This is a genomic window from Aliinostoc sp. HNIBRCY26, assembly GCF_050235535.1.
In the GTDB taxonomy this organism is placed as follows: Bacteria; Cyanobacteriota; Cyanobacteriia; order Cyanobacteriales; family Nostocaceae; genus Trichormus.
Genome location: NZ_CP189852.1, coordinates 4,309,267 through 4,332,607, shown reverse-complemented (window position 1 = coordinate 4,332,607; position 23,341 = coordinate 4,309,267). Strand labels below are relative to the sequence as shown.

Sequence of the window (23,341 nt, the reverse complement as noted above, 5' to 3'; positions counted from 1 at the left end):
TATTAAAGGGTATAGGGATGTAGGGAAAGATATCTTTCCCTTTGGGGATGGGAACTTGCTTGATTTTGAGTTAGACAAATCGTTGAGCAAATTCATACATTAAATCAACTCTACCTTTTCTCAGCATTGCTGGATCTAGTCTTTCAGTGGTGTTACAAGTCATTAATACTACTAATCGCTGCTTGCTGTGAATTCCTGTGTCGTCAATCACGCTTTGATATAAGGTTCCATCCAATAGACTCAAAATGTGTTCTGTTTTGTTGTTATATTGGGCTACTTCGGACGCACGATTTTGCGCTAGGTTGTCAGCTTCATTAATAATGATGCAAATTCGCTCTAAATATGTGGGTGGAACAAAGTTAGCGATCGCATCATGATCCAAAATAAAAATGACGAATCCTAACGGTACAAGAATTTCTTGTGCTACTGCTTGTGTCCAAGCTGTTTTTCCCGTACCTGGTTCGCCATGAACTACCACCGCTAGCTGCTTTTGATTGAGGATGGCTTGCTGGACTGTATCTGTGAAGCTTTGAATATCTGTAGGGAAAGTGCGAATGGGGAATTGGCTGTGAACCTTACCCACACGGCTTTGATAACCACTCAACATCACGGCTAGGTCATATGTGGCTTTGTTGATGAGTGGCGACATATCTCTAGACATGAGGGTATATTGTCGCCGTCCGCGATCGTAAGCTTCAATTTGTAGCCACACATCCTGCTGTGACCAATAAGCATATACTGTATTGACCACATCTATTCTTTCCCAGTTCACAAATTTTTCTACAGGATAATAAAAATCTCTTTCTAGATAATGCTGAGTAATGATATCAGGCCGACCTAAGACGTTTAAAACACGTAAAACTGTGATTTCTTGTAGGCGATTTAACACATAGTCAATGGGAATACTATTGCGACTCACAAATTGCAATATAGGAGTTTCCGTATTTAAGACATCTTTGTAACGATAATCTGGGGATTGTGGTTCTGGTGTAATATAGTGCCAAAACTTTTCTATTTCGTAGCGAGTATTTTCTGAGGCTAAACTTAAGATATTTGCCCACCATGTATAATTATTTCTACCTAGAATTTCCGCCATCCCACTTGCTAAATTCAAGGTTTTCTGCGTCAATTCTTTGGTGTCTTGATTAAAAAGTTCCCATAAAAATTGCCAATTTATTTCTCGTTGTAATGGTCGCCAGCCACTAGCCAGTAAGCTTTGGCGGTTTTGATTTTTTGGTGTACTATCGTAGCGGCTAAAATATTCAAATTCCATATCTTATATTTACTTAAAGGTAGTAGTCTATAAACAAATTATGAGAGGTGATAGAATCTCGATTTTTTGAAGAATTCGGGTATATCAGCAATCGTAGCCTGTCAAACTCTCTCAAGTAGAGTAGTAATCATTTAGTCAATATTCAACATCTATTTCTTGCAAATCTGGATTTACCCAGTTTTGCCTAGCATTCCCAGACATGATTAATTCTTTACTATAGTAGTCAAATATTAAATATTTGTTACCATAATGATGAATCAATTGATTAGTCATGGTTAATAACCTAGTATTAATGTGAATCTGTTTTAAATATCTACTCACTAGATAGATCCAAAATAACGTCATAGTTTCATGATAACCACGATTATTTGTGGTGGGAATATTCAGAGATTTATTATATTTTTTTATACCCTCACGAATTAAGTGGATAGCTTCTGCTTGCGGATAATGGGTAAGATACCATAGAGCAACAGTTAAATGGGCATGATGATCCCAATGGTGACAGGGTAAGGTGCAGTTGTGGAAAGATTCAATAATATATACGATTTCCTCAACTGTTTGATATTTATCTTTCATTGATGATATGGAATTGAAGATTATGCTGCTTACTAACTTTGGTATGGAGTATGACCACTAACGAATTTATGAATTTTAGCTAATAAATAATATTTGTTATGGCAGTCCTATAGGATTTCTAGTTGATTTTTGAGCAGATACGTTGTCATCAATGATTGAAGACTGCTATGTTTAGCTGCAAATATATTATATACTACAAATACTACACAAATAAGAACTATATATATTTTTACAAATTGTTATATTTAATTAAATAAATCTCAATTATTTAATACACAACCATTCAGAAAATTTGTTTACAAAACTGTATATTTTAGGTTACTGAGAGAATTTAAACCAGAGATTATACGGTCTTACAAGAAAAGATATATTAAGCTATTATGAATCTATGCAAAAAATATTCCGTAATGTTGCTGATAATCAGCAAATGTATGATATTTGTGTAGGAATTATTTTTCTCCAGAGAAAACTTTCCGTTAATGAGGATTTCTGGCGTATTCAGAGGGAAATATCCGCTATCTTAAATCGACTTTTTGCAGTGTGAATCGTTTAATTTTTACTAATAAGAGACTTTATCTGTGTATAGGAATCGTGAACGTAAATTTTCGTGGAATCTTCTAAAATGTATCTGGCACAATCATTCATGAGTGAGCATAAGCAGCATAACCCTCAGCAGCCGTTAATTTTAGCAGTGGAAGACCACGATGACAGTCTACTACTGATTAGTTATGCTCTGGAATCACTTGGCTGTAGATTTATTTGTCAAAAAGATAGTGCAACTACTTTACTAGTAGCTAAAGAGTATCAGCCAGACTTAATTATGTTGGATATTTTGTTACCCAGTATTAATGGAATTGATGTGATGGGGTACTTAAAACAAGAACCCCTCACTTGCAAAATTCCTGTGGTTGCTGTCACCGCTTTAGCGGATAGAGAGGATCAAGAACGGATTATGCAGGCAGGATTTGCGGGATATCTGTGCAAACCCTACATGATAGAAGAGTTAGAGTTAGTAATTCGCCGATTACTCTGGAGTAAATTTAAGTTTTTCTCCCCCTATCAGTTATGTCAAGAATAGGGAATAGGGAACAGGATCAAGGGTGAGTTATTGGCTATAGATTAATCTACTTTTTGGGTAGTTGGATTGTGAATGTACTACCCCGGCCGAGTTCGGATGTTAGTCCGATTTTACCTTGATGGGCTTCAACAATACGGCTAGATAAGTGTAATCCTAAGCCGCTACCTGATCTTTTATTTCTACCTTGGCGAAATCGCTCGAAAATAGTAACTTGGTCTTCAGGCGCAATTCCATAACCTGTATCTGCTACTGCGATATTTACCCAGTGCTGATTAGTTTCCCAAATTTTAATGCTTACGCCGCCTGTGTCGGTGAATTTGATGGCGTTACCTACTAAATTATGTAGAACGCGCCTTAACTCTAAAGCATCACCCATGACGAAAGCAGGGTTTTCTCCTGAAGTGTCTAGTTGACTGGTATCGAGTTTGAGACTGATATGTTTTTCATCAGCTAACGGATTGAGTTCGCTGACTACTTCGGTGGCGATTTCTGGTAAGTTGCAGCTTTCATAGTTTAAGGTTTTTTTACCTGCCTCAAAGCGATAGACTTCTAGGAGGGTATTAACCATTTGCATGAGATTTTTATTACTGCGAATCATCACAGCGATCGCTTGTTTCATTTCGGGGGAAATTTTGCAAAAGGTTTCTTGTTCAAATAACCCCAGCATTCGATCAGCTGCTACTAAGGGTGTGCGTAAATCGTGAGTCAGACGAGATACAAAGTCTTCCCGTTGACGCGCCATTTTGCGTTGTTCGTCTAGACTGTGCTTGAGACGGAGAAGCGATCGCACTCTAGCTAAAAGTTCATCTGTATCAAATGGTTTGCGAATAAAATCATCAGCACCAGCATCTAAACCTTCTACCACACTAGATTCGTGAAAAGCCGTAATTAACAAAATCGGTATGTAGTTGAGATGGGGATTATTGCGAATGCGTCGAGTTACTTCATAACCATCCATTCCTGGCATCATCACATCTAAGAGAATTAAATCAGGTGGAGATTGAGCGATTTTTGCTAAGGCTGAAATCCCATCTGAGACTAAATCAATCTCATAGCCTTCACTTTCCAGAATTGTCTGAACTAAAATGAGATTATCTCTAGTATCATCAACAGCTAAAATGCGATCAGTTTGAGAGTTTTCCACAACAGACATGATAATCAACTGGTTAAGAATTTTTTTTGTTTAAGAAATTTTTTAAACCTTTTCGCAATTTTCAGACTAAGGTGGCAGAAATTCTAAGTGCGCGATTCTGAATTCTGATTTCTGCTTTTCTGCACCGTAGATAAAATTCCTGAACCATCAAATTGTACACCTTCAGAGGTTTTATTTGTGGTAGATAATGATATTTGTCTTGGTAGTTCTATTTTGAACATTGAACCTACTCCTATTTGACTTTCCAGAAAAATTTTACCTCCCATCATTTGTACTAGAGAGTTGATAATAGCTAAACCCAAACCTGTCCCTGGATATTTGCGGGTAATAGTTTGATCAAGCTGTCGAAAAGCTTCAAAAATATGCTGAAAATCTTGGGATGATATACCTATACCTGTATCGCGAACTGCGATCGCGATGCGATTTTCTTGTAGGTTTTTTACTTCCACCCAAATACTACCAGACTCAGTAAACTTAATCGCATTAGATAATAAGTTCAATAATATCTGTTTGACTCTGATGGGGTCATTGAACACTACAGGGTTATCTATATTGATTTTGACTATCAAAGATAACTTTTTTGTCTCTGCTAGAGAACGCACTTCACCAACTACTTTTTTAGTCAAGTTAGCTAAATCAAAAAATTCTGGTTGTAGAGCTAATCTTCCTTCCTCTAATTTAGCAAAATCGAGGACTTCATTCACCAGCAGTAGTAAATGCTTACCATTATTGAGGATACGTTCTACCATATCTGCTTGTTGGTATGTGAGTTTACCAAATTTAGGGCGCAATAGGATTTGAGCAAACCCGATAATAGCATTCATGGGGGTTCGCAACTCATGAGACATGGTAGCTAAAAACTGTGATTTTAGCTGAGAAACTTCTAGCAGTTTTAAATTTTGTAGCTGTATTTGTTGTCTTTGCTTTTCTAGTTCTTGATTTTTCCGTAGTAGTTGTTCATGACTTTCCTTGAGTTTTTGATGTGCGGAAGCTGCTTGCATTTCCACTTGGTGGATGCGGATTGCATGGCGCAAAACCTGAGTTAATGTTGCTGAAGATAATCTAGATTTATCAAGATAATCTGTAGCACCTGATTGCATTAATTCAACGGCGATTTGTGCATCTCCTTGTTCTGTGATGACTACTATAGGTACTTTAATTTCCGCATCACGGAGCTTTTTAATTAAGCTTATACTATCTTGGTCTGGTAAGCGAGCATTCAAAAAAATGCAGTCAAAAGTAGTATTTCTTAAGATAGATATAGTGGTTTTGGCATCACTTACCTCAGACATTTCTATGTTTACGCCTGCTTGGGTGAGAGCTAAATAAACTGTTTGGCGGTCTAATTCATCATCGTCGGCGACCAAAATTCTCAACGTTTCGTTCATTGGTCTTGATTTTCGCTGTTAAATACAGGGTGGTATCAAACATATCTGGTGTAAAGGATCAAACTAAATGATGTTAAATGTTGAGTTGGTTGTTTCCACAAAATGCTAAATTTTAGACTTCAGATGAGACTATTTAAACTGAAAACCAATTCTGAATCTAAATTAGAGTCAGTTTAATAACTAAAGGTATTAGGTTCTATTTTTTTGCTACAATTGTATGAACATACTTCAAGATATAAATTTCCCAGTTAGCTATTTTATTTCATGTTTAACTACCCGTGAGTAAACGATACTCTCTTAATTAAGAGTAAATAACTGCCAAAAAAAGCTAGCAGCATTACCAAGTAAAATAAAATACTTTATTAAACTTAATTACAATTCTAAAAGAATGAGTGAAGACCCGTCCTCACCCATTGGTGAGAGTTGGGAAGGAACATTATTTACCGTTGGTTTGAGCCGTTTCAAGGTCGCGATCGCTTGTATTGGAGTCAGGAAACGCCTCTTGTGTAAAAATTCCGCCACAGCTAAATCTGATGATACCTTTGAGACTCAGATCCATGAGTGGTGATCGTCACATCTACGCCTGTATTGATGATGCGATCGCTAGCTATGAAAGTTGACAAAATTCACAATTAACGATAGATGGAGGCTCCGTAGATCCCAAAGTCAGATCATCTGTCAAGGTCAAATTGTGGTATTCATCCAGCCTGCGCTAGACTAGAAGAGCATAATATTAGCCAAAAAGGTAGTTTAATTTAGTTAGAATTTTGCTTCACCCATTAAAATAATTATTTTCACCTCCTCTCAGGATGACTGAGCAATCAATTCATCACATTCAGTCAAAAATTAATATATCCCTAGCAGGATTTTTAGCTCAGTTCAGACTCAAAAGACATCACAGTGATTATTTCTATCGGTGGATGCAAACCTATGCAAATAACATCTATCTTTGGTTTGGAAAACTCATAAAAAGCAAATTAAAAACAACTAAAACAATTTAATTTGTCAGTTTAGTTTGTCAGTTGTAGAGGGAGAAGAGTGGGTGAAGCAATGAACGATATCAGCATTATTTTAATTGAAGACCATGACCTGACAAGGATGGGGCTAAGAGCTGCATTGCAGTCCCACGGCGGATTGAAAGTAATTGGTGAAGCTGCTAATGCTACCCAAGGACTAAAACTTTTGGAAACAGCCAAGCCAGATGTTGCGGTGGTAGACATTGGCTTACCCGACATGGATGGAATCGAACTCACCCGTAAGTTTAAACGCTATCAAGCCGAAAGTGGACAAACAAACACGAAAATTTTGATCCTGACAATGGATCACACAGAGGATGCGGTGCTAGCAGCCTTCGCAGCAGGTGCAGACTCTTATTACATGAAAGAGACGAGTATCAGTAAGTTGACAGAGGCGATACAAGCTACCTTCGCCGGCAACTCTTGGATTGATCCAGCGATCGCGAATGTAGTATTACAGAAAATGCGGCAAGGTATCCCTGTAGAAACTCAATCCGCAGATAAGCCAAAAACAGTCAAAATTGAAGCCTTACCTTCAGAATACGAGCAAGTTTTAGAAACATACCCCCTCACCCAAAGAGAGTTAGAAATTCTAGAATTAATCGTTGCTGGTTGCAGTAACGGACAAATTGCTGAGAAACTTTATATTACCGTCGGCACAGTTAAAACCCACGTCCGTAATATTCTTAACAAACTCTGTGCTGATGACCGTACCCAGGCGGCTGTACGTGCTTTGCGTTCCGGTTTGGTGGCATAATTACTAATCCGTAATTCGTAATTCGTAATTCGTAATTTATTGAGTAATTACACCCCTATACCCCAATACGGTTCAGTTAAGGTGGTGAGAGTTAATTTCTCAATTTTTGCTCTGCCTATGAGACAATGAGCAAGATTTGGGGGATTCTCCCCCAAGCCCCCGATTGGGGGACGGTTGCGTCCCCCAAACCCCCTCCAAAATCATTTTTTCGTTTTTTGTTGAGTGATCATTTGCTCCCTTGGTTGAAATTTATTTTTCTTATCTGAACCGTATTGCCCTATACCCAAGTATGGGATAAAAATTTAGGATTACGAATTACTTAGAGGCTTACCTGTGAGAATAAAAGCTGACCAATAATAAGGGTGGGAGTATAGCTTTTTATCCCCATCCATTTTACTGATTCTATAAAGCTGTGTGGCTAAATAGGCGCGTAATTTCAATTCTTCTGGATGTAATTGATTGAGTAAGTCTTCATACCATTGTTGTAACTCTAAGGCTGTTAATTCTCGTAGCCATTGGGTGGCTGTGTTTAAGGCTTGATCAGGCGATCGCACCAACTTTAGCTGGCGGTAAAATTCTATAATTACTAACGCACTAGCTGATGATTCTACAGTCCATAGGCTACTCAAGATATGCGGTACACCCCCACTTAAAAATCCGTTCACTAAACTGACATATTCACTAGTAATGGTTTGGTGACTAGTAAATGTCGTCTCACAGCTAGAAAGGGTGACTAAATTATAAGTAGCTAAATTACCTTGGATGATTTCGGCTAAAGTCAGTTTATCTTCACCCGTGAGTGCTAATGCTGAGGCAGTAGGTTCAGTTATGTAATTAATTACCTGTCCGGCAAAGTGGAAAAGACTATACTGATTAAAATAACGATCAAATAAATTATTTTCAACATTCTCTTTAGTTGCTGCTTGTGCCTGGATGCGTTGGGGATTATTAAACATTTGGCTCACAATTTCTGCTTCCAGATTGGCAAATTTAAAGCTTGAATGATAACTATTGATAGGATATTCAATACTTAATAATGCTTGTTCTGTTAAATCCCCCATATTGGCATTCCGCAGAGATAACCCTGTTTGAATGCTAGGTAAATAAGTAACGCTTAAGTTTAATTCGGGACTATATTCTCCAGCCTCATTCATCTGGAATAAGACATGAAGTGGCAATCTTTGTAAATCTCGATGCGGCACTAAAATTAATTGCTGGATATCTTCCAGTTCTTGAGTGATGGTATCAATTTCTAGAATATCTTTTAATTGTTGTAATTTTGCCTCCATTTCTAATCGCCAAGGATGATTATTTCTACTAGTTTCATCTTGGGCTTGGAGGCGATATTCTTGATAATCTCGCTGCCAACTTTCTAACCAATTTTCAAAAGCAATTAGTCGTCTTGTGGCTTCCGGTAAAGATACATCTTGCAGTGATATACCGGTTTTCTCGGCATCTTGCATGGGTGTAAAGACCAGAATTGGTGACGGGGCTTGGTCTTTAATGATAAATGTATGTATGGCTGCGGGGCTAAAATGCCAGTAAATAATGGCGGTATGGGGATTGAGTAATGTTTGGGTGGCGCGATAATTGAGGCAGGAAATATCTGTATTTCTGGTAAACAACAGCCTATTTAAACAAGCATTTTTGTGATATTCGGCAAGTTCCCATGCTTCTACTAAATCACCGTACTCTACAGTCACATCAACTGTCATTTGCTCTATACCAGCAAATTTGAGGGCTAACTGTTGTTTACTTTCTTCAGTACGATTGCTATCACTGAGCAATTGTTGTAATAAGTTAGTAGCACGTTGTAATAAATCTTGTGCTTGAGCTAATTGTCCTAGTCCTAACAGTGTTTTAATCAGAGATTGTAGAACTTCTAAATGCCACTGGGGGAAATCTTGATATGTAAGAGTTAATAGTGCTTGATTATACTCAGTTACAGCTTTGCGCCAGGAGTTGCGCGATGTCTGCTGTTTTTTACCTTGTTCGTAGTAAGTATTACCGATCGCTAGATGTAGTCTACCCCAGCCTTCAGGGTGGGTGTCAGCGCGGACTTGTTTTAAACCTTCTTCATAACTGGCGATTTTACCTGCGTAACTACCCTGATTTAAGCCAGGATGATTTAAAGCAATAGTAGTTAAGAGATTTAAATTATCAGTATCAATTTGACCTACGGCCGTACCTCGACCAATCCAGGCTTCCCAATAGTCGAGTTTAATTTTTAAGGCGTTGTCGTAGGCGGATATGGCCTCTAAATACCGTTCCAAATAAAATAAGGCAACGGCTTGATTGTACCAAGCCAGGTGAAAATCTGGCTTAATAGCGATCGCCTGACTATAGGAGGCGATCGCTTCTTCTTTGCGACCTAAGTTGTCTAAAGCGATACCCCTATTATACCAAGCTAAGTAGAAATCCGGTTGAATAGCTAAAGCTTTATCCCAAGCCGCGATCGCCTCTGGCCATTGTTTTAAATTAAATAAGACAACACCTCGGTCAATCCAAGCCTCATGGAAATCTGGTTGAATTTCTAAGGCGTTGTCATAGGAAGCGATCGCCGCTTGATGTTGTTCATCGATACTTAAAGCAATACCTCGGTAATACCAGTTTTCTGCGTCTTGGGGTTCTAATTGCAGTGCTTGCTCATAACTAGCTATAGCTTCGGGAATTTGCCCTAATTTTAATTCTGCCCAAGCTTTACTAGCCCAAACTTCTGAGTTATCCGCATGAATATGAATGGCTTCTTGAAACGAGGCGATCGCTTCTTCAAATAATCCTAATTGTCCCAGAGTGCCGCCCCGATTGTACCAAGCTTTGTAATAATCAGACTTGAGTTGAATGGCTTGGTCATAGGAGGCGAGTGCTTCCGTAAATCTTTCTAAGTGAAATAACGTTAAACCCCGATTAAACCAATACTCATGAGAATGGGGATTAAGTTGAATCGCTTGTTCATAGGACGCGATCGCGGCTGTTAAATCACCACTTTTTGCTTGCTGCAAACCTTGATAAAACAACGCTTGCGCCTGCACCACGCTGGAAAATTCACCTTTAATAGCCGGAAGTTGTTGCGGTTGCACAGCAAGATTAGCCGCTAACTGCTGAACTAAACTAGCACTTTGATCCAGCCGCACTAACAATTCATCTATCGTATAGGCAACATTCGACTCTAAATTATCTATCGACTGCTCCCATCCACCTTGATTCGCTAAAACTACTGCTCCGATATCTAAGGCTGATGTATCAAATACCACTTCACTTAAGCTAGTGATGGTATCTGCTTGATCTGGCATAATTTCCACCGGAGTAGTGACAATCACTGCTTCCGAGTGATCATCCCAACTCAATTCAGCCAAGTTTTCGATAGTTGTCGCCACCAGAGACTCAATTGGTGCGACAAACTCAATTTCTTGGGGCTGTTCTTGCCAAATTAATTCTTGTGGATTTCCTGAGTCACCGTCTGTAAATGTTTCTGTCTCTAATTGCGGACTACTGGCGAAAAATTGGCCTTCCTCATCACTAGTAGATGCAAGTTCTGGTTCTTCCGACTCCCATAACAGATCACCGAAATTGCGAATCAACTCCTGTCCTGGGGAATCTAGGGCTGGATCAGTAACATCATCGGCAGAATCTGATATTTCTGGCTCTTGCTCCTCCAAAGACAAATCATCAGCATCCTTATTTAACAACTGGACACCAATTTCATAAGCTAGTTCACCGACCTTACCGATATCCAACTCACCTAATTGGATCATTTGCGTAGCTACCAGATGATTAGGTGCAGGCGAAAGAAGCAACTTTTCACCAAAAATCAACAGCCAATCTATCCAACGATCAACACTAATCCTGTCTTCCATCCTTTGGAAGAACTTGATTGCCCATTGTTGTCCTTTCCCTTGATGTACACCTTCTAAAAGCTGAGTAAACAAGAGTTCCAGATCCGCATTAGTTAACTCAGGTGGCATTTCCGCCATCTGTTCTTCCCTGATAGATTTAAAAGAGCCAGTTTGGTTACTAAGAACTGGGTGTGTGTCTACCGTTTTAAACCACTGCAATAGCCGAGTGAGCATCTGCCATACTCTTGGATTTTGTTTAACCTAGATTGTAGCCATCGTTGTGCTGAAAAATCGTAGCCTAGCATGATTTATGCGAAATATACTGAAATTCTCCGAGTTTTCCGTTAAGTTTTTATAAAAAATATACAAAACTTCTTTATTGGTCAATAGTCAATAGTCAATAGTCAACAGTCAATAGTCAATAGTCAATAGTTTTCTCATCTCTTACCTTGTCCTCCTTCCCTTGTCTCCTTTTCCCAGTCCCCAGTCCCCAATCCTTCTTTAATTTTGAATTTTGAATTTTGAATTTTGAATTGATAAGTCCCCAATCCCCAATTCACTCCGTCGCCGATTGACTCGCAGCATAATACTGATTGACTAAAGTCTCAACAATGACTTGCGGATCATCTGTTTCAATGGCTAGTTGGGCAGCCATTTGTTTTCGGAGGTTTTCATCTTGTTGCAACATCACAAACAATTCGTCCAAGGTGACGGTTTGAAATTCTCCTTCGGGAAGTTCTTCAGGAGTTGATGCGTCTGGATTTTGTGGTATATTTGTACTATCAGCATCAGGGCCATCATATTCCCAGATGGGTTCACCTTGATTGCGGGTGAGGATCTGCATACCGATATCATAGGCAACATCACCGATTTCTCCGATGTTCAACTCACCTAGTTGTACTAATCGAGAGGCTAATTCATTATTTGGCGAAGAGGAGGCTAGCAATTTCTCACCAAATTGCTTTAACCACTGTATCCAGCGTTCTGTTGTAATGCGATGCTCAATATTTTGCAGCCACCGTAAAGCCCATGTTTCTCCACGCGCCTGATGTACTCCTTCGAGGAGTTCAGTAAACAGAAATTCTAAATCTGTGTCGGTAAGTGGGGGTGCAGGTTCTGTGGAAATTTCCCTATTAACTTTTGCCGCAGTTGATTTTTTGCCGAATAAGCCTTGAAAAAACCCTTTAATCCATTCAATAAGCCGCCTGAGCATTTGATGTACCATTTAATATGTTTACCTGAAGATTGTAGCGATTAACTACTGTAGACGCTGACGCTATCGACTATAGTGTCCCTTGATTCTGATCAACAAAATATATATGAGCGAGTTTATTTAATTGTCTTTTCTAGGTTATGTCACTGTCGCCAAGATGGGAGGTAAAGTTTAAAATGCTTTAACCCTGGGGGGGAGTGAGTGCTGAGTAATGAGTAATGAGTAATGAGTAATGAGTGGTGAGTAATGAGTGGTGAGTTGGGAAATAAATTCTACCTTGTCTACCTTGTCTACCCTGTCTACCTTCCAATCCCCAATCCCCAATCCCCAGTCCCCAATCCCCAATCCCCAATCCCCAATCCCCAGCCCCCTTTTTAGTAACAAGAGTTCAAGGTCAAAGAATAAAACTGGTATACTGATCAGGTTTTTGGTCTTTCAATCACCAAAGGCATTGCATTTTTTTTAGGGACTTCCAGAAAATAAACTAGTCAATTAAGTCAAAACAAATATTTTCATTGCATTTTTCCTCCCCTGCTCCCTCTACCCCCCCTGCTCCTCCTGCCCACCAAAGCGACTGTATATTTTTTAGTTGGAAGTCCGTTAGCCCAATGTCTTACGAACCCCTGCACCACAAGTATCGCCCAAAGAGTTTTGCTGAACTGGTGGGGCAAGAGGCGATCGCTACCACTCTGATTAATGCTATCCGTTCAGCGAAAATCGCACCGGCTTATTTGTTCACTGGCCCTAGAGGGACAGGTAAAACTTCTAGTGCGAGGATTCTGGCTAAATCGCTCAATTGTCTCCAAAGTCCTCAACCTACGGCTGAACCCTGCGGAATTTGTGATGTTTGTCAAGGAATCACCAAAGGTTACTCCCTAGATGTAATTGAAATTGATGCGGCTAGTAATACTGGTGTTGATAATATCCGCGAATTGATTGAAAAAGCCCAATTTGCTCCAGTGCAGTGCCGTTATAAAGTTTATGTTATTGATGAATGCCATATGCTCAGTAGTGCGGCGTTCAATGCGCTACTAAAGACATTAGAAGAACCACCTAAGCACGTAGTCTTCGTACTGGCGACAACCGACCCACAGAGGGTATTACCCACAATTATTTCTCGCTGTCAGAGGTTCGATTTTAGACGTATTGAGTTAGGGGCGATGGTTAAGCATTTAAGTGCGATCGCCGCTAAGGAAAATATTACTATTTCACAGGAAGCTGTAACTTTAGTAGCTCAACTTTCCCAAGGGGGATTGCGAGATGCGGAAAGCCTCCTTGACCAGTTGGCTTTATTGCCAGGGGAAGTCATACCGGAAAGAGTTTGGGATTTAGTGGGTTCAGTCAGCGAACGGGATTTGTTGGGATTATTAACGGCGATCGCCCAAGATCACGCCGAACTAGTCTTAGAACAAACTCGCCAAATTTTAGATCGGGGTCGAGAACCACTGACAATTTTGCAAAATCTAGCAGGTTTCTACCGTGATTTACTGATAGCAAAAACCGCACCCAACCGCCAAGATTTAGTCGCCTGCACCCAGCAAACGTGGAAAGCACTAGTTGATTGCGCCCAATCTTTACCCGTCAGTAATATTTTGCTTGGTCAAAAGCACTTACAAACCGCCGAAGTACAAATTAAAAACACCACCCAGCCCAGACTATGGTTAGAGGTAACATTACTAGGACTCTTACCGAGTGCTAATATGCCATCGGTGGCTACAGGCGTATTACCCATTATTTCACCCAGCGACCAGCGTTTATCAACTCCGCCACAAATACCAACTCCCAGAGTCACCCCAACACCACCACCACCTCCCCCAGTTACGCCACCTCATCCACCCATCCCAGAGGAAAAAGTAGCCCCTGTTGCTTCATCACCCTCACCTTCCCCGACTCCAGAAGCACAGCCTGTAACACCCAATTCCTCTCCGCCACCCACACCAGAACCTGTTGCTACAACGCAGTTAGATTTAGGGCAAATTTGGCAACAGGTATTGAATAATATTCAGCAAATACCCAGACGGGCTTTATTGGGTCAAATGTGCCATTTGATTGAATTTGAGGGGAATATTGCCCGTTTAGGTGTCAAACCTGTGTGGTTTGATAAAGTAAAATCTGATATACCGATGATTACCGCAGCTTTTCAACAGACCGTGAATCGGGAAGTGCAAGTCAGTCTAGAAAAAGCCACTACATCAACTCCCTCCACAGCCAAGAAAACGCCGCCAGTTAACGGTAATGGTACTGCTCATAGTTCACCCACTGTCAAGCAGTCCCCTGCACCCAGTTACAATAACCACCAACCAACCACACCACAGCCACCCCCAGTAACACCCACACCAGCCAAACCCGAACCCCCAGCCAGTAAAGCCAAAACACCAGATCCCCCAGTCAGTGAACCACCGATAGCTAATTGGGAAACAGATGAAGTAGCGATCGCTGCCCAACGTTTGGCACAATTTTTTGATGGGAAAGTGATCCGCTTTACGGATGATGGAGAGGAATTATCAGAAATTACTACATCTGATTGGGTTGATGAGGTGGTAGATGATGATTTTTAGATTAATAGTTTCACAAACTCTTTTGGGGTAGGGAATGGGGCATAGGGGATAGGGCAATACAGTTCAGTTAAGAAAATAGTTTGTAGTGAGGACTTTAGTCCTCTTATAAGGACTGAAGTCCTTACTACGAACTTTTCTTTACTTCACAGAACCCAAATTTTAGCCTTAGCTGAACCGTATTGTGTTATAAACCCAAAACCTCCATTGATTTTTCTAGCACTTCTTTCGGGCGAAATGGCTTAGTGAGATATAAATCTGCACCCACATCCATACCTTTTTGCTTATCGAATTCTTGTCCTTTAGCTGTTAACATGACAATGTAAACATCGGTCATTTGTAAGTCTTGTTTAACAATTTGGCAAACTTCCAAACCACTCATTTTGGGCATCATTACATCTAGAAAAACTAAATTTGGCTTTTCGGCTTTAATAGCTGCTAGTGCTTCCTCTCCATTTTTCGCAGTAATCAATTCCACTCCCTCATCTTCCAATGATTCTAAAGCTTGTTCCATTAAAATTACAATGTTCGGTTCATCATCAACAATAAGGATTTTGTGGGTCATATTATTTGGTGTTTTAAAAAGAGAATATTTAACTAATGAAATGACTAATGACTAATGACTAATGACTAATGACTAATGACTATCCGACAACAAAATAAAACATACATTCTCTAACTCTTTTTCAAACCTGAGAGTTTTCACTAATTCAGCTTCTTCAGACAAGATAGAATCTATGATAATCATGTCAGGTTTAACTGAGAGAGCCTTGTGAATACAATCTTGTGAATCTGCTGCTTCAATGACGTTATATCCTTGAGTTTGTAAAACATCAGACATTATTTTTAAAGTGGAGGCGTTTTGATCAACAACTAATACTTTCTTACTGGAAGTTCCTTGAGAAAGTAGTAATCCAATTTCACGCAACAGTTTTTCGGAGTCGATGGGCTTAGTTAAATAGCGGTCAATGCCAATATGAAAACCCCTTTCCTTATTTTCAACAATTGAAAGAATGATGATAGGAATGTCTGCTGTCTGCGGATCATTTTTGAGGACAGCCGCCACATCAAAACCATTGATTTGCGGCATCATCACATCTAGAACAATCAAATCGGGACGGGCTATTTTAATCTGCTGAATTGCATCCATGCCGTCTTTTGCTTCTCGGACATTGTAGCCTTCATTTTCTAATTGTTGGCGTAGGAGTTCTCTAATATTAGTATCATCATCAACCACCAAAATAGTTTTTCGCTGGTGGTTACGTACCGCATTGGTAGTAATCACGTGTTCTTTGAGTTGCTTAACTAGTGCATCTAGATTCAGCTTGGCAGTGATTTTATTGTCACTTTTATAAGTGGGAATAACGAATGAAAATGTACTACCTTGACCAAATTCACTTTCTACCCAGATTTTACCACCGTGATGGTCGATAATTTGTTTGCAAATGGGCAGTCCTAACCCTGTACCTTTGGGTTTGTCTGTGAGGGTATCGCCGACTTGGCGGAATTTCTCAAATACTTTCGGCTGGTCTTCGGGTGCAATGCCAATACCTGTATCAATGACACTAATACACACACCGTCATTTGCTTGCTGTACACGACAGGTGACATTACCAGATTGCGTGAATTTCACAGCATTAGAAATTAAGTTAATTAAAACTTGCAATAGACGATGGCGATCGCCCACAATTTGAGGTATACCAGGTGCAATCTCAGTAATTAAATTCAAGCCATTGGTTTCAAATAATGCGGCTGTGGAATTGGTAGCCCAAGTTACTAACTCATCGGGGTCAAGAGGCTGCATTTGCCATTCCACTTTACCTGCTTCCATCTTGGCAATATCTAAGACATCGTTAATTAAAGATGTCAGTCGTTCGGCTTCCGATACGATAATGTTAAGATTATCACCTACCCGCTTGATAGTTTTTTGTAGCTTACGGTCTTCGGTGGTTAGAAGGGGGAATACATCCGTTTCCAACTTTTCTTGAATAATGGAAGCAAAACCCAGTACCGAAGTTAAAGGTGTCCGTAGTTCATGAGACACCGTAGAGATGAAATCGGTCTTCATTTTGTCGATTTCTTTTTCGGCTGTGATATCCCGAATTAACACAGCCGAACCAAAACAAATTGCAGGTTCACAAGCAGTAGTTTGTTTAAAGATAGCAGTAGCTACAGCCTGACCAATGTGTTCTTTAGCTAAGGTAATTTCGGCTGCAAATATTTCCTGGGGATGGGACAGAGTTTTTTCAATCACATCTGCTAAACCGGCGATCGGCAGTTCCTGATAATATTTACCGACTGGAGTAGTTAGCAATTCGTGCATGGCGATAAAGGCCGGATTACAGTGGGTGATGTGTCCGGCGGTGTCTACTACCAACAGACCATCCACTAAATTATTTAAAATGGCGTTTAACCCTTGGGCTTGTGCTAGGGTATCTTGCAATGCGGCTGTTCGCTCAATCACTCTAGCTTCTAGTTCTTGATTGAGTTGTCTGAGGGCGATTTCTGCTTGTTTCCGTGCCGTAATATCAGTATTGATTTCCAGTATGGCGCAGGGTTTACCAGTGATGTCTCGTTGCAGTGTCCAGCGACTTTGAACTATGAGCATCTTGCCTTCACTGGTCAGGTGTTGTACTTCTCCTTCCCAATTACCTTTTTCTAGTAAGTCTGCAATCACTTCTGCTTTGGGTTTAGGAAAGGTTTTGGTGAGAAAAGTTTGAATACAATGGTCTTTGACTTGTTCGCGCTTCAAATTGTAGAGATTTTCTGCACCCTGATTCCAATAAGAGATTTTATCAGTCATATCGCGCATGATAATCGCATCACTGGAATGATTGAGCATATCCAATAAATGTTGATTTTCAGCTTCTGCTAGTTTGCGATCGTGAATGTCAATACAAGTGCCAATCCATTCCCGGACGTTATCGTCTGCATCTTTGACGGGTGCGCCACAAACCGAGAAGTAGCGATAGTTACCGTCCTTACCACGTAGGCAATATTCAGTTTGATAGAGACATCGACTAGCTACGGCTGCATTCCAAACTTGAGCCGAGCGATCGCGGTCATCCGGGTGGACTGCTTCCAGCCATCCCCAACCCTCTACTTCCGTTTCTGTTTGACCTGTATAAGCCATCCAAGTCGGCATTTCCCGGCTGATTGCCATACCTTCTGGAGTTGCACCCCAAACAATCTGAGAGGAGGCTGTAACTAAAGAGCGATATCGTTCTTTTAAACGTTGATTTTCGGCTTCTGCTAGTTTGCGGTCATGAATATCTGTGCAAGTACCAATCCACTCGCGCACACTACCATCATCTTCAACCACAGGTGCGCCCCAAACCCAAAAGTAGCGATAGTTGCCATCTTTACCCCGAATGCGGTACTCAATTTGATATTGGCTGAGGTTGGCTACAGCATGACCCCAAGCTTCTCCTGTATAACCGCGATCGTCAGGATGCACAGCCTCAATCCACCCGCCATTTGCGGCTTCAGCTAGGCTTTGACCTGTGTAAGCAATCCAGTCTGCCAGTTCAAAGCAAATGCCTTCTGGGGAACTGACCCAAATAATTTGCGTGTTAGTTTTAATCAAAGAACGGTAGCGGGCTTCGTTCTGCTTTAAAATTTTTGCCGCTTCTTGATGTTCTTGTTGCGCCTTTCTCAGATCACTAATATTTTCCACACTTGACCAAATCAGCCATTCCCCAGCTTTTTCAATCATCTGTGCCGAGACTCGAACGGGGACTAAATGTCCATCTTTGTGAATGAATTCCTTTTCGTAAGCATTCAGGCGATCGCTTGGTTTTATACTCTTGAGCAGAGCCTGTTCGGCAACTAAAGATGTGTCCCCACTAATTTCCCAGTAGTTGAGGTGCAGAGTTTCTGTGACAGTACGCCCCAAAATTTCAGCAAAAGTGGGGTTAATGTCGATCAGCCTGCCATCTGGGTGATACAGCACCAGCCCGACAGGACAATGTTCTAAAAGGTAACGACTAAATTCTTCAATTTGGGTAGGCATATTTCAGATTTTTTGAGGTGGCTGTGACGATAATGGGGCATGGGGAATTGGGCATTGGGGAGAAAAATTTTCTCATTGCTACCTTGTCTACCTTGTCTACCTTGTCTCCCTTATCTCTTCCCCACACCCATTGAAAAAGCCCTATTACGTAGGACAACAAAAGCAAGACAACAAGGTGGCGTAAAGTTTTAACGAAATTGGGTGACGTTGGAATATTTCAACCATTTGATCAGGGGATGCTCCATTTACGTCTGGATTTTGCTTTGACAGTCGGCGAATCAGTTGAGTGTGGTAGGCAAGCAGTTGGGTAGGTTTGAGGCTGGGTGTGGCTGATGAGATAAAGCCTTCGCTATCGCCAACTGCGGCGGACTGCATCAATTGATTTTTGGGGTCAATACGGATACTACTCGTATCTCTAACCTCCTCTAGCCCACATTTGACGGGAATCTGAATCCAAAATTCTGTACCTTTGCCTGGTTGGGAACGACACTTGAGAATGCCTTGGTGTGCTTCCACAATAATTTGGTAGCTGATGGACATACCTAACCCAGTTCCTTTACCAACTTCTTTTGTAGTAAAGAAAGGATCGTAAATTCGTTGAATCACCTCTTCGGGCATACCTGGGCCGTTATCGGCAATGCGAATCACTATCGCACCGTTTTCTAGGGTGTGGGTACGAATATTGATTTGGGGTTTAGTGAATGTTTCAGGACTTTTTTCTAAGGAGTCTTCTAAAGCGTCAACAGCATTGGCCAAGATATTCATGAACACTTGATTTAATTTGCCGGGGTAGCATTCCACCTGGGGCAAGTCGGCATAATCTTTAACAATGACAATCTCTGGACGATTGATAGAGGCTTTGAGACGATGGCGCAAAATCATCAGTGTTCCGTCAATACCATCATGGATATTGACGGTTTTCATTTGGGCTTCATCATGGCGAGAGAAGTTTTTTAGGGATTTGACGATTTCGACGATGCGATCTGTCCCTAATTTCATGGAATCTAGGAGTTTGGGCAGATCCTCCATGATAAATTCCACATCGATATTTTCTAGGTCTAATTGCAGTTGTTCAGGAGCTACAGGTGAGAGTTGTTGATAATATTGCAGTAGGTGTAATAAATCTTGGGCATACTCAGCAACGTGTCTTAAGTTGCCGCAAATAAAGTTAACTGGATTATTAATTTCATGGGCAACACCAGCGATTAGTTGCCCTAAACTTGACATTTTTTCGCTTTGAATCAGCTGAGTTTGTGCTAGCTGTAAATTATGCAGAGCCTGCTGGAGTTTTTCGGTTTGAGCTTGAGCTTGAGCTGTGGCTTTGGTGCTTTGCTCATACATTAAAGCTTTTTCAATCGCGATCGCAGTTTGTGAGGCAAAAATGCTCACCAGTTTGAGATGTTCAGCTTTGTATGCGTCAGTTTTGGTTGTGCCGATAGCAATTACGCCTGTAACTCGCTCCTTGTCTCGCAAGGGTACGCAAATCAGAGCTTTGACGTTTTCTTGTCCTTGCGATCGCAAATCGGCTGGGACATCGTTGATTAGTTCTGCTCGACCAGATTTGACAATATGTCCCACAATTCCTGTATCTATTAGTGGTTGGTGGTGATCAAACAACTGTCCATATTCACCGATAACTTCAAAAGTACCTGTATGGGGATTCAATAGCAGAATCATTCCCGCAGAAGATTCAACTAATTGACTCATTTCTTGAAGCACTAACTCAGCTATCTGATGCTTATCTAGACTGGTTGTCAGTTGTGTTGAAATCCCCTCAAACAAATCGATTTCTTGATATCGCTCTAGTAATTCTTTAGCCAGTTCTTTCTTCTCTGCTTCTTGTTTGGCTAAAAATGAAAGCAAAATTGCCACTACCTTTGCTTGTTCTGCTCCTAATACCCAACCAATAGTTTCTCCTGATACCTCAATCGGATGTCGCTGTTTGCCAATTTGCTCACCAATACTCAGGAGTGTTGTACCGTCTACCGTTTCCACATCAAGTCCGATGTTGAGCGGGTTCACTAACTCTTGCAGGAGAGAGAGTAGTTCTTTTTTCTGAAAAATTTTTCTGAGGTTAACTGAATACATGACACACCTCGTCTAAAAACTGATGGTAATGAACGATTCATCTCACTGCACTAATGTTGTCAATACTTTCTGACTTTGCAGCCACCCACTGATGAGAATCAGGATGAGGTATCAAACTGGTTTAGGTTTTGCCGGACATACCGTAGGCGATCGCAGGAAAATGCTCTACTATTCTTGGGAATAGCATCAGGATGTGATTTCAACTGTCAAATCTCAAATCTTTTGCAGTTCGACTCCTGTGAACATCGAAAATGCGAGTCGTGTGGATACTTATTCACACCTCTTGGGAGTAGCAAGCTAGACTGAGCAATGCCTAATACTGGGAGATTTACCATAACCACAGAGAAATTTCATAAATCATTAAGCCTAGCTTTCCCATAAATATGAAGACTTTAACATTGCAGTTCACAAACTTAACGAGTAAGCAATGTTACTTTCACTTATAGTTAACAAAATTTATGAGTCAGCCATTCTAAGCTTTAAATTTTATGTCTTAGCAGCAAAAATGATATCAGTATATTTCCGTAATAAGACTTTTTCGCTGTTTGATATTAATCTTTTTTAGCAACAAGTTTGAAAATATAGGACTAGTATTTGATTTGCAGAAAAAATCTCAGTATATATAGTGGCGTGTCAAGCCTTAAATGTTGCAATACAAAATAATAAAGAAATTGTAGGTTGGGAGTCCATCGGCTTGGGGTGAGTGGCTTTTGACGTAAGGAAGCCCAACCTAATAGAGTGTCAAACTATTCTACTCATCGCTTAAGGTTTCAATTAACAAATTAACTTGTTTTTGACGCTGACTGAGGAAATTTTCACATTCTTGTAGGTATTCAACAGCATTAGCAAACTGATCAAATACAGCTTCTAACTCTAAATTACCTGATTCGATCTGAGTGATAATTTTTTCTATTGCTGCTACTTTTTCCTCATAATTCCAATTACTTAAATCATCAGAATTAGGGGATGTTTTCCGCTTTACCATTGATTGTGTCTTTGTTTTTTAGAAAATAAATTTATCAGTTTTCACCCACATTAAACCATAAATTAGGCAGGGGGGCAGGGTGCAGGGAGAAATGGAGCAATTTTTCTCCCCCTTGCACCCTGCCCCAATTCCTCTTCCTTGCGCTATTTCTCTACTGTGATGACTTTTACCTTCACTTTACCCTGTGCCAATTGCAGCCCTAATTCTTGGCCGACGGTGAGTTCATTAGCAACACGCACAATCGCGCCATTTTCTTGTCTAACTACGGCATAACCACGCTGTAACACGGCTTTGGGGTCGAGAGTAGCTAGTTTTTGCTTTAATAATTCTAGATGTTGTTGTGCTTGTTGCGATCGCCCTTGCATCAGTTGCAGTAATCTTTGCCGTTGCCAAGTGAGTTTGTTGGCTTCTTGCTGTACTTGTCTATCTAAACGCAGGTTGCGGAGGCGATGGCGTAAGCTTTGCAGTTTATAGGCGGCTTGACTCTGAGAAGCCAGCAGGGCATCATACAAAGCATCAACTCGCTGGCGATGTTGAGTATATAACTGTGCCAGAGCCGGAACAACAATTTCCGCCGCCGCCGTGGGTGTATGTACGCACATATCCGCTACTAAATCCGTTAACGATTCATCCCGTTGATGGCCAATTCCTGTAATTACGGGGATGGAACATTCAGCTACCGCCCTCACTACGCGTTCATCATTAAAACAAGCTAATTCCTCCACTGCTCCACCACCCCGCGCTAAAATTAATACCTCGGCGCGGCCATCTTGTTCTACTCTGGCGATCGCCTTCACAATAGATTCGGGGGCTTGTTCACCTTGAACAGTCGCAGGTGAAAATAACACCCGTAACCCTGGATACCTCTGCTTGAGAGTGCGTTGAATATCTCCCCAAGCCGCCGCCGTTGGGGATGTAACTACAGCGATGGTGTGGGGATGGGGTGGGAGCGATCGCTTTCTTGCTGTATCAAATAAACATTCTTCTAATAAGCGATTACGTAATTGCTGATAACGCAGTGCTTGCAAGCCCTCACCAGCACCTAAAGCTTGCCATACTGTTAATTGATACTCTCCTCTTTGGGGATAGACGCGAATACTACCTAAAATCATCATTTGTTCCCCAACAGCAGGTAGTTGCATCAGTTTATTAACTTGACTATTCCAGACTACACACTTAATTGCGGCTGTTCCATTCGGATCTTGCAGTGTGAAAAATAAGCCACTGCGATGTTGATTTGCGCTAGATACCTCACCAGTTACCCAAACTTGTCGCAGAATGGGATTTTCTTCTAACAAGACTTGGAGATATTCGGTGATTCCTGCTACAGATAAAGCGGTATCAGGAAAGTCAAGATTCATTTTATTTCAACCCACTATGCACTTAGAATCAACATAACGCCTTTTTTATA

The 23,341-nt window shown here is 40.8% G+C and carries 15 protein-coding genes; 4 read left to right on the top strand and 11 right to left on the bottom strand.

Annotated elements, in window-relative coordinates; translation table 11 throughout:
• Positions 1-70 precede the first annotated feature (70 nt).
• Entirely contained in the window at positions 71-1,273 is a 1,203-nt protein-coding gene (locus ACQFX9_RS18325) for an AAA family ATPase (protein WP_427157507.1), read from the bottom strand.
• Between the two features lie 135 nt (positions 1,274-1,408).
• Positions 1,409-1,849, bottom strand: coding sequence for a hypothetical protein (locus ACQFX9_RS18320; protein WP_427157505.1), 441 nt, complete (start codon positions 1,847-1,849; stop codon positions 1,409-1,411).
• A 622-nt stretch (positions 1,850-2,471) separates the two neighbouring features.
• Here ACQFX9_RS18320 and ACQFX9_RS18315 point away from each other — a divergent pair.
• Entirely contained in the window at positions 2,472-2,927 is a 456-nt protein-coding gene (locus ACQFX9_RS18315) for a response regulator (RefSeq protein ID WP_427162929.1), read from the top strand.
• Between the two features lie 46 nt (positions 2,928-2,973).
• On the opposite strand, the gene ACQFX9_RS18310 is transcribed toward ACQFX9_RS18315, so the two are convergent.
• Positions 2,974-4,080 carry a sensor histidine kinase gene (locus tag ACQFX9_RS18310; RefSeq protein WP_427157504.1) on the bottom strand — a complete coding sequence of 369 codons (1,107 nt, stop codon included), beginning with the start codon at positions 4,078-4,080 and terminating at the stop codon, positions 2,974-2,976.
• Positions 4,081-4,163: 83 nt separating this feature from the next.
• On the bottom strand, positions 4,164-5,468 hold the full coding sequence (locus tag ACQFX9_RS18305) for an ATP-binding response regulator (RefSeq protein ID WP_427157502.1): 1,305 nt from the start codon (positions 5,466-5,468) through the stop codon (positions 4,164-4,166).
• Between the two features lie 388 nt (positions 5,469-5,856).
• On the opposite strand from ACQFX9_RS18305, the gene ACQFX9_RS18300 reads away from it, so the two are divergent.
• Both ACQFX9_RS18300 and ACQFX9_RS18295 read left to right on the top strand, forming a co-directional pair.
• On the top strand, positions 5,857-6,036 hold the full coding sequence (locus ACQFX9_RS18300; protein ID WP_427157501.1) for a hypothetical protein: 180 nt from the start codon (positions 5,857-5,859) through the stop codon (positions 6,034-6,036).
• 482 nt (positions 6,037-6,518) lie between these two features.
• The gene (locus tag ACQFX9_RS18295; RefSeq protein WP_427157499.1) at positions 6,519-7,241 is read left to right on the top strand and encodes a response regulator; all 723 of its coding nucleotides are present in this window, start codon (positions 6,519-6,521) and stop codon (positions 7,239-7,241) included.
• A 308-nt stretch (positions 7,242-7,549) separates the two neighbouring features.
• On the opposite strand, the gene ACQFX9_RS18290 is transcribed toward ACQFX9_RS18295, so the two are convergent.
• Positions 7,550-11,311, bottom strand: a complete 3,762-nt coding sequence (locus ACQFX9_RS18290) for a tetratricopeptide repeat protein (protein WP_427157498.1) — start codon at positions 11,309-11,311, stop codon at positions 7,550-7,552.
• 322 nt (positions 11,312-11,633) lie between these two features.
• Entirely contained in the window at positions 11,634-12,290 is a 657-nt protein-coding gene (locus tag ACQFX9_RS18285) for a hypothetical protein (RefSeq protein ID WP_427157496.1), read from the bottom strand.
• Between the two features lie 608 nt (positions 12,291-12,898).
• Between ACQFX9_RS18285 and ACQFX9_RS18280 the strand changes: the two genes are divergently transcribed.
• The gene (locus ACQFX9_RS18280) at positions 12,899-14,848 is read left to right on the top strand and encodes a DNA polymerase III subunit gamma/tau (RefSeq protein WP_427157494.1); all 1,950 of its coding nucleotides are present in this window, start codon (positions 12,899-12,901) and stop codon (positions 14,846-14,848) included.
• 184 nt (positions 14,849-15,032) lie between these two features.
• Here ACQFX9_RS18280 and ACQFX9_RS18275 read toward each other — a convergent pair whose 3' ends face one another.
• The 5 genes from ACQFX9_RS18275 to xseA all read right to left on the bottom strand — a co-directional run bounded on the left by ACQFX9_RS18275 (position 15,033) and on the right by xseA (position 23,291).
• Positions 15,033-15,410 (bottom strand): response regulator transcription factor, encoded by a 378-nt coding sequence (locus tag ACQFX9_RS18275; protein ID WP_427157493.1) that lies wholly within the window; start codon positions 15,408-15,410, stop codon positions 15,033-15,035.
• A gap of 72 nt (positions 15,411-15,482) precedes the next feature.
• Positions 15,483-18,857: a PAS domain S-box protein gene (locus tag ACQFX9_RS18270; protein WP_427157491.1), complete on the bottom strand. Its 3,375-nt coding sequence runs from the start codon at positions 18,855-18,857 to the stop codon at positions 15,483-15,485.
• Between the two features lie 144 nt (positions 18,858-19,001).
• The gene (locus ACQFX9_RS18265) at positions 19,002-20,945 is read right to left on the bottom strand and encodes a sensor histidine kinase (RefSeq protein ID WP_427157489.1); all 1,944 of its coding nucleotides are present in this window, start codon (positions 20,943-20,945) and stop codon (positions 19,002-19,004) included.
• Positions 20,946-21,696: 751 nt separating this feature from the next.
• A complete protein-coding gene (gene xseB / locus ACQFX9_RS18260; RefSeq protein ID WP_427157488.1) occupies positions 21,697-21,930 on the bottom strand; it encodes an exodeoxyribonuclease VII small subunit in 234 nt (77 codons plus the stop codon).
• Between the two features lie 143 nt (positions 21,931-22,073).
• Complete coding sequence (gene xseA / locus ACQFX9_RS18255) at positions 22,074-23,291, bottom strand: exodeoxyribonuclease VII large subunit (protein ID WP_427157487.1); 1,218 nt, start codon at positions 23,289-23,291, stop codon at positions 22,074-22,076.
• Positions 23,292-23,341 lie beyond the last annotated feature (50 nt).

Excerpts from the sequence above, each read along its gene's own strand:
- ACQFX9_RS18325 (WP_427157507.1), bottom strand. The coding sequence starts at position 1,273 with ATGGAATTTGAATATTTTAGCCGCTACGATAGTACACCAAAAAATCAA.
- ACQFX9_RS18320 (WP_427157505.1), bottom strand. The coding sequence starts at position 1,849 with ATGAAAGATAAATATCAAACAGTTGAGGAAATCGTATATATTATTGAA.
- ACQFX9_RS18315 (WP_427162929.1), top strand. The coding sequence starts at position 2,472 with ATGTATCTGGCACAATCATTCATGAGTGAGCATAAGCAGCATAACCCT.
- ACQFX9_RS18310 (WP_427157504.1), bottom strand. The coding sequence starts at position 4,080 with ATGTCTGTTGTGGAAAACTCTCAAACTGATCGCATTTTAGCTGTTGAT.
- ACQFX9_RS18305 (WP_427157502.1), bottom strand. The coding sequence starts at position 5,468 with ATGAACGAAACGTTGAGAATTTTGGTCGCCGACGATGATGAATTAGAC.
- ACQFX9_RS18300 (WP_427157501.1), top strand. The coding sequence starts at position 5,857 with ATGAGTGAAGACCCGTCCTCACCCATTGGTGAGAGTTGGGAAGGAACA.
- ACQFX9_RS18295 (WP_427157499.1), top strand. The coding sequence starts at position 6,519 with ATGAACGATATCAGCATTATTTTAATTGAAGACCATGACCTGACAAGG.
- ACQFX9_RS18290 (WP_427157498.1), bottom strand. The coding sequence starts at position 11,311 with ATGCTCACTCGGCTATTGCAGTGGTTTAAAACGGTAGACACACACCCA.
- ACQFX9_RS18285 (WP_427157496.1), bottom strand. The coding sequence starts at position 12,290 with ATGCTCAGGCGGCTTATTGAATGGATTAAAGGGTTTTTTCAAGGCTTA.
- ACQFX9_RS18280 (WP_427157494.1), top strand. The coding sequence starts at position 12,899 with ATGTCTTACGAACCCCTGCACCACAAGTATCGCCCAAAGAGTTTTGCT.
- ACQFX9_RS18275 (WP_427157493.1), bottom strand. The coding sequence starts at position 15,410 with ATGACCCACAAAATCCTTATTGTTGATGATGAACCGAACATTGTAATT.
- ACQFX9_RS18270 (WP_427157491.1), bottom strand. The coding sequence starts at position 18,857 with ATGCCTACCCAAATTGAAGAATTTAGTCGTTACCTTTTAGAACATTGT.
- ACQFX9_RS18265 (WP_427157489.1), bottom strand. The coding sequence starts at position 20,945 with ATGTATTCAGTTAACCTCAGAAAAATTTTTCAGAAAAAAGAACTACTC.
- xseB (WP_427157488.1), bottom strand. The coding sequence starts at position 21,930 with ATGGTAAAGCGGAAAACATCCCCTAATTCTGATGATTTAAGTAATTGG.
- xseA (WP_427157487.1), bottom strand. The coding sequence starts at position 23,291 with ATGAATCTTGACTTTCCTGATACCGCTTTATCTGTAGCAGGAATCACC.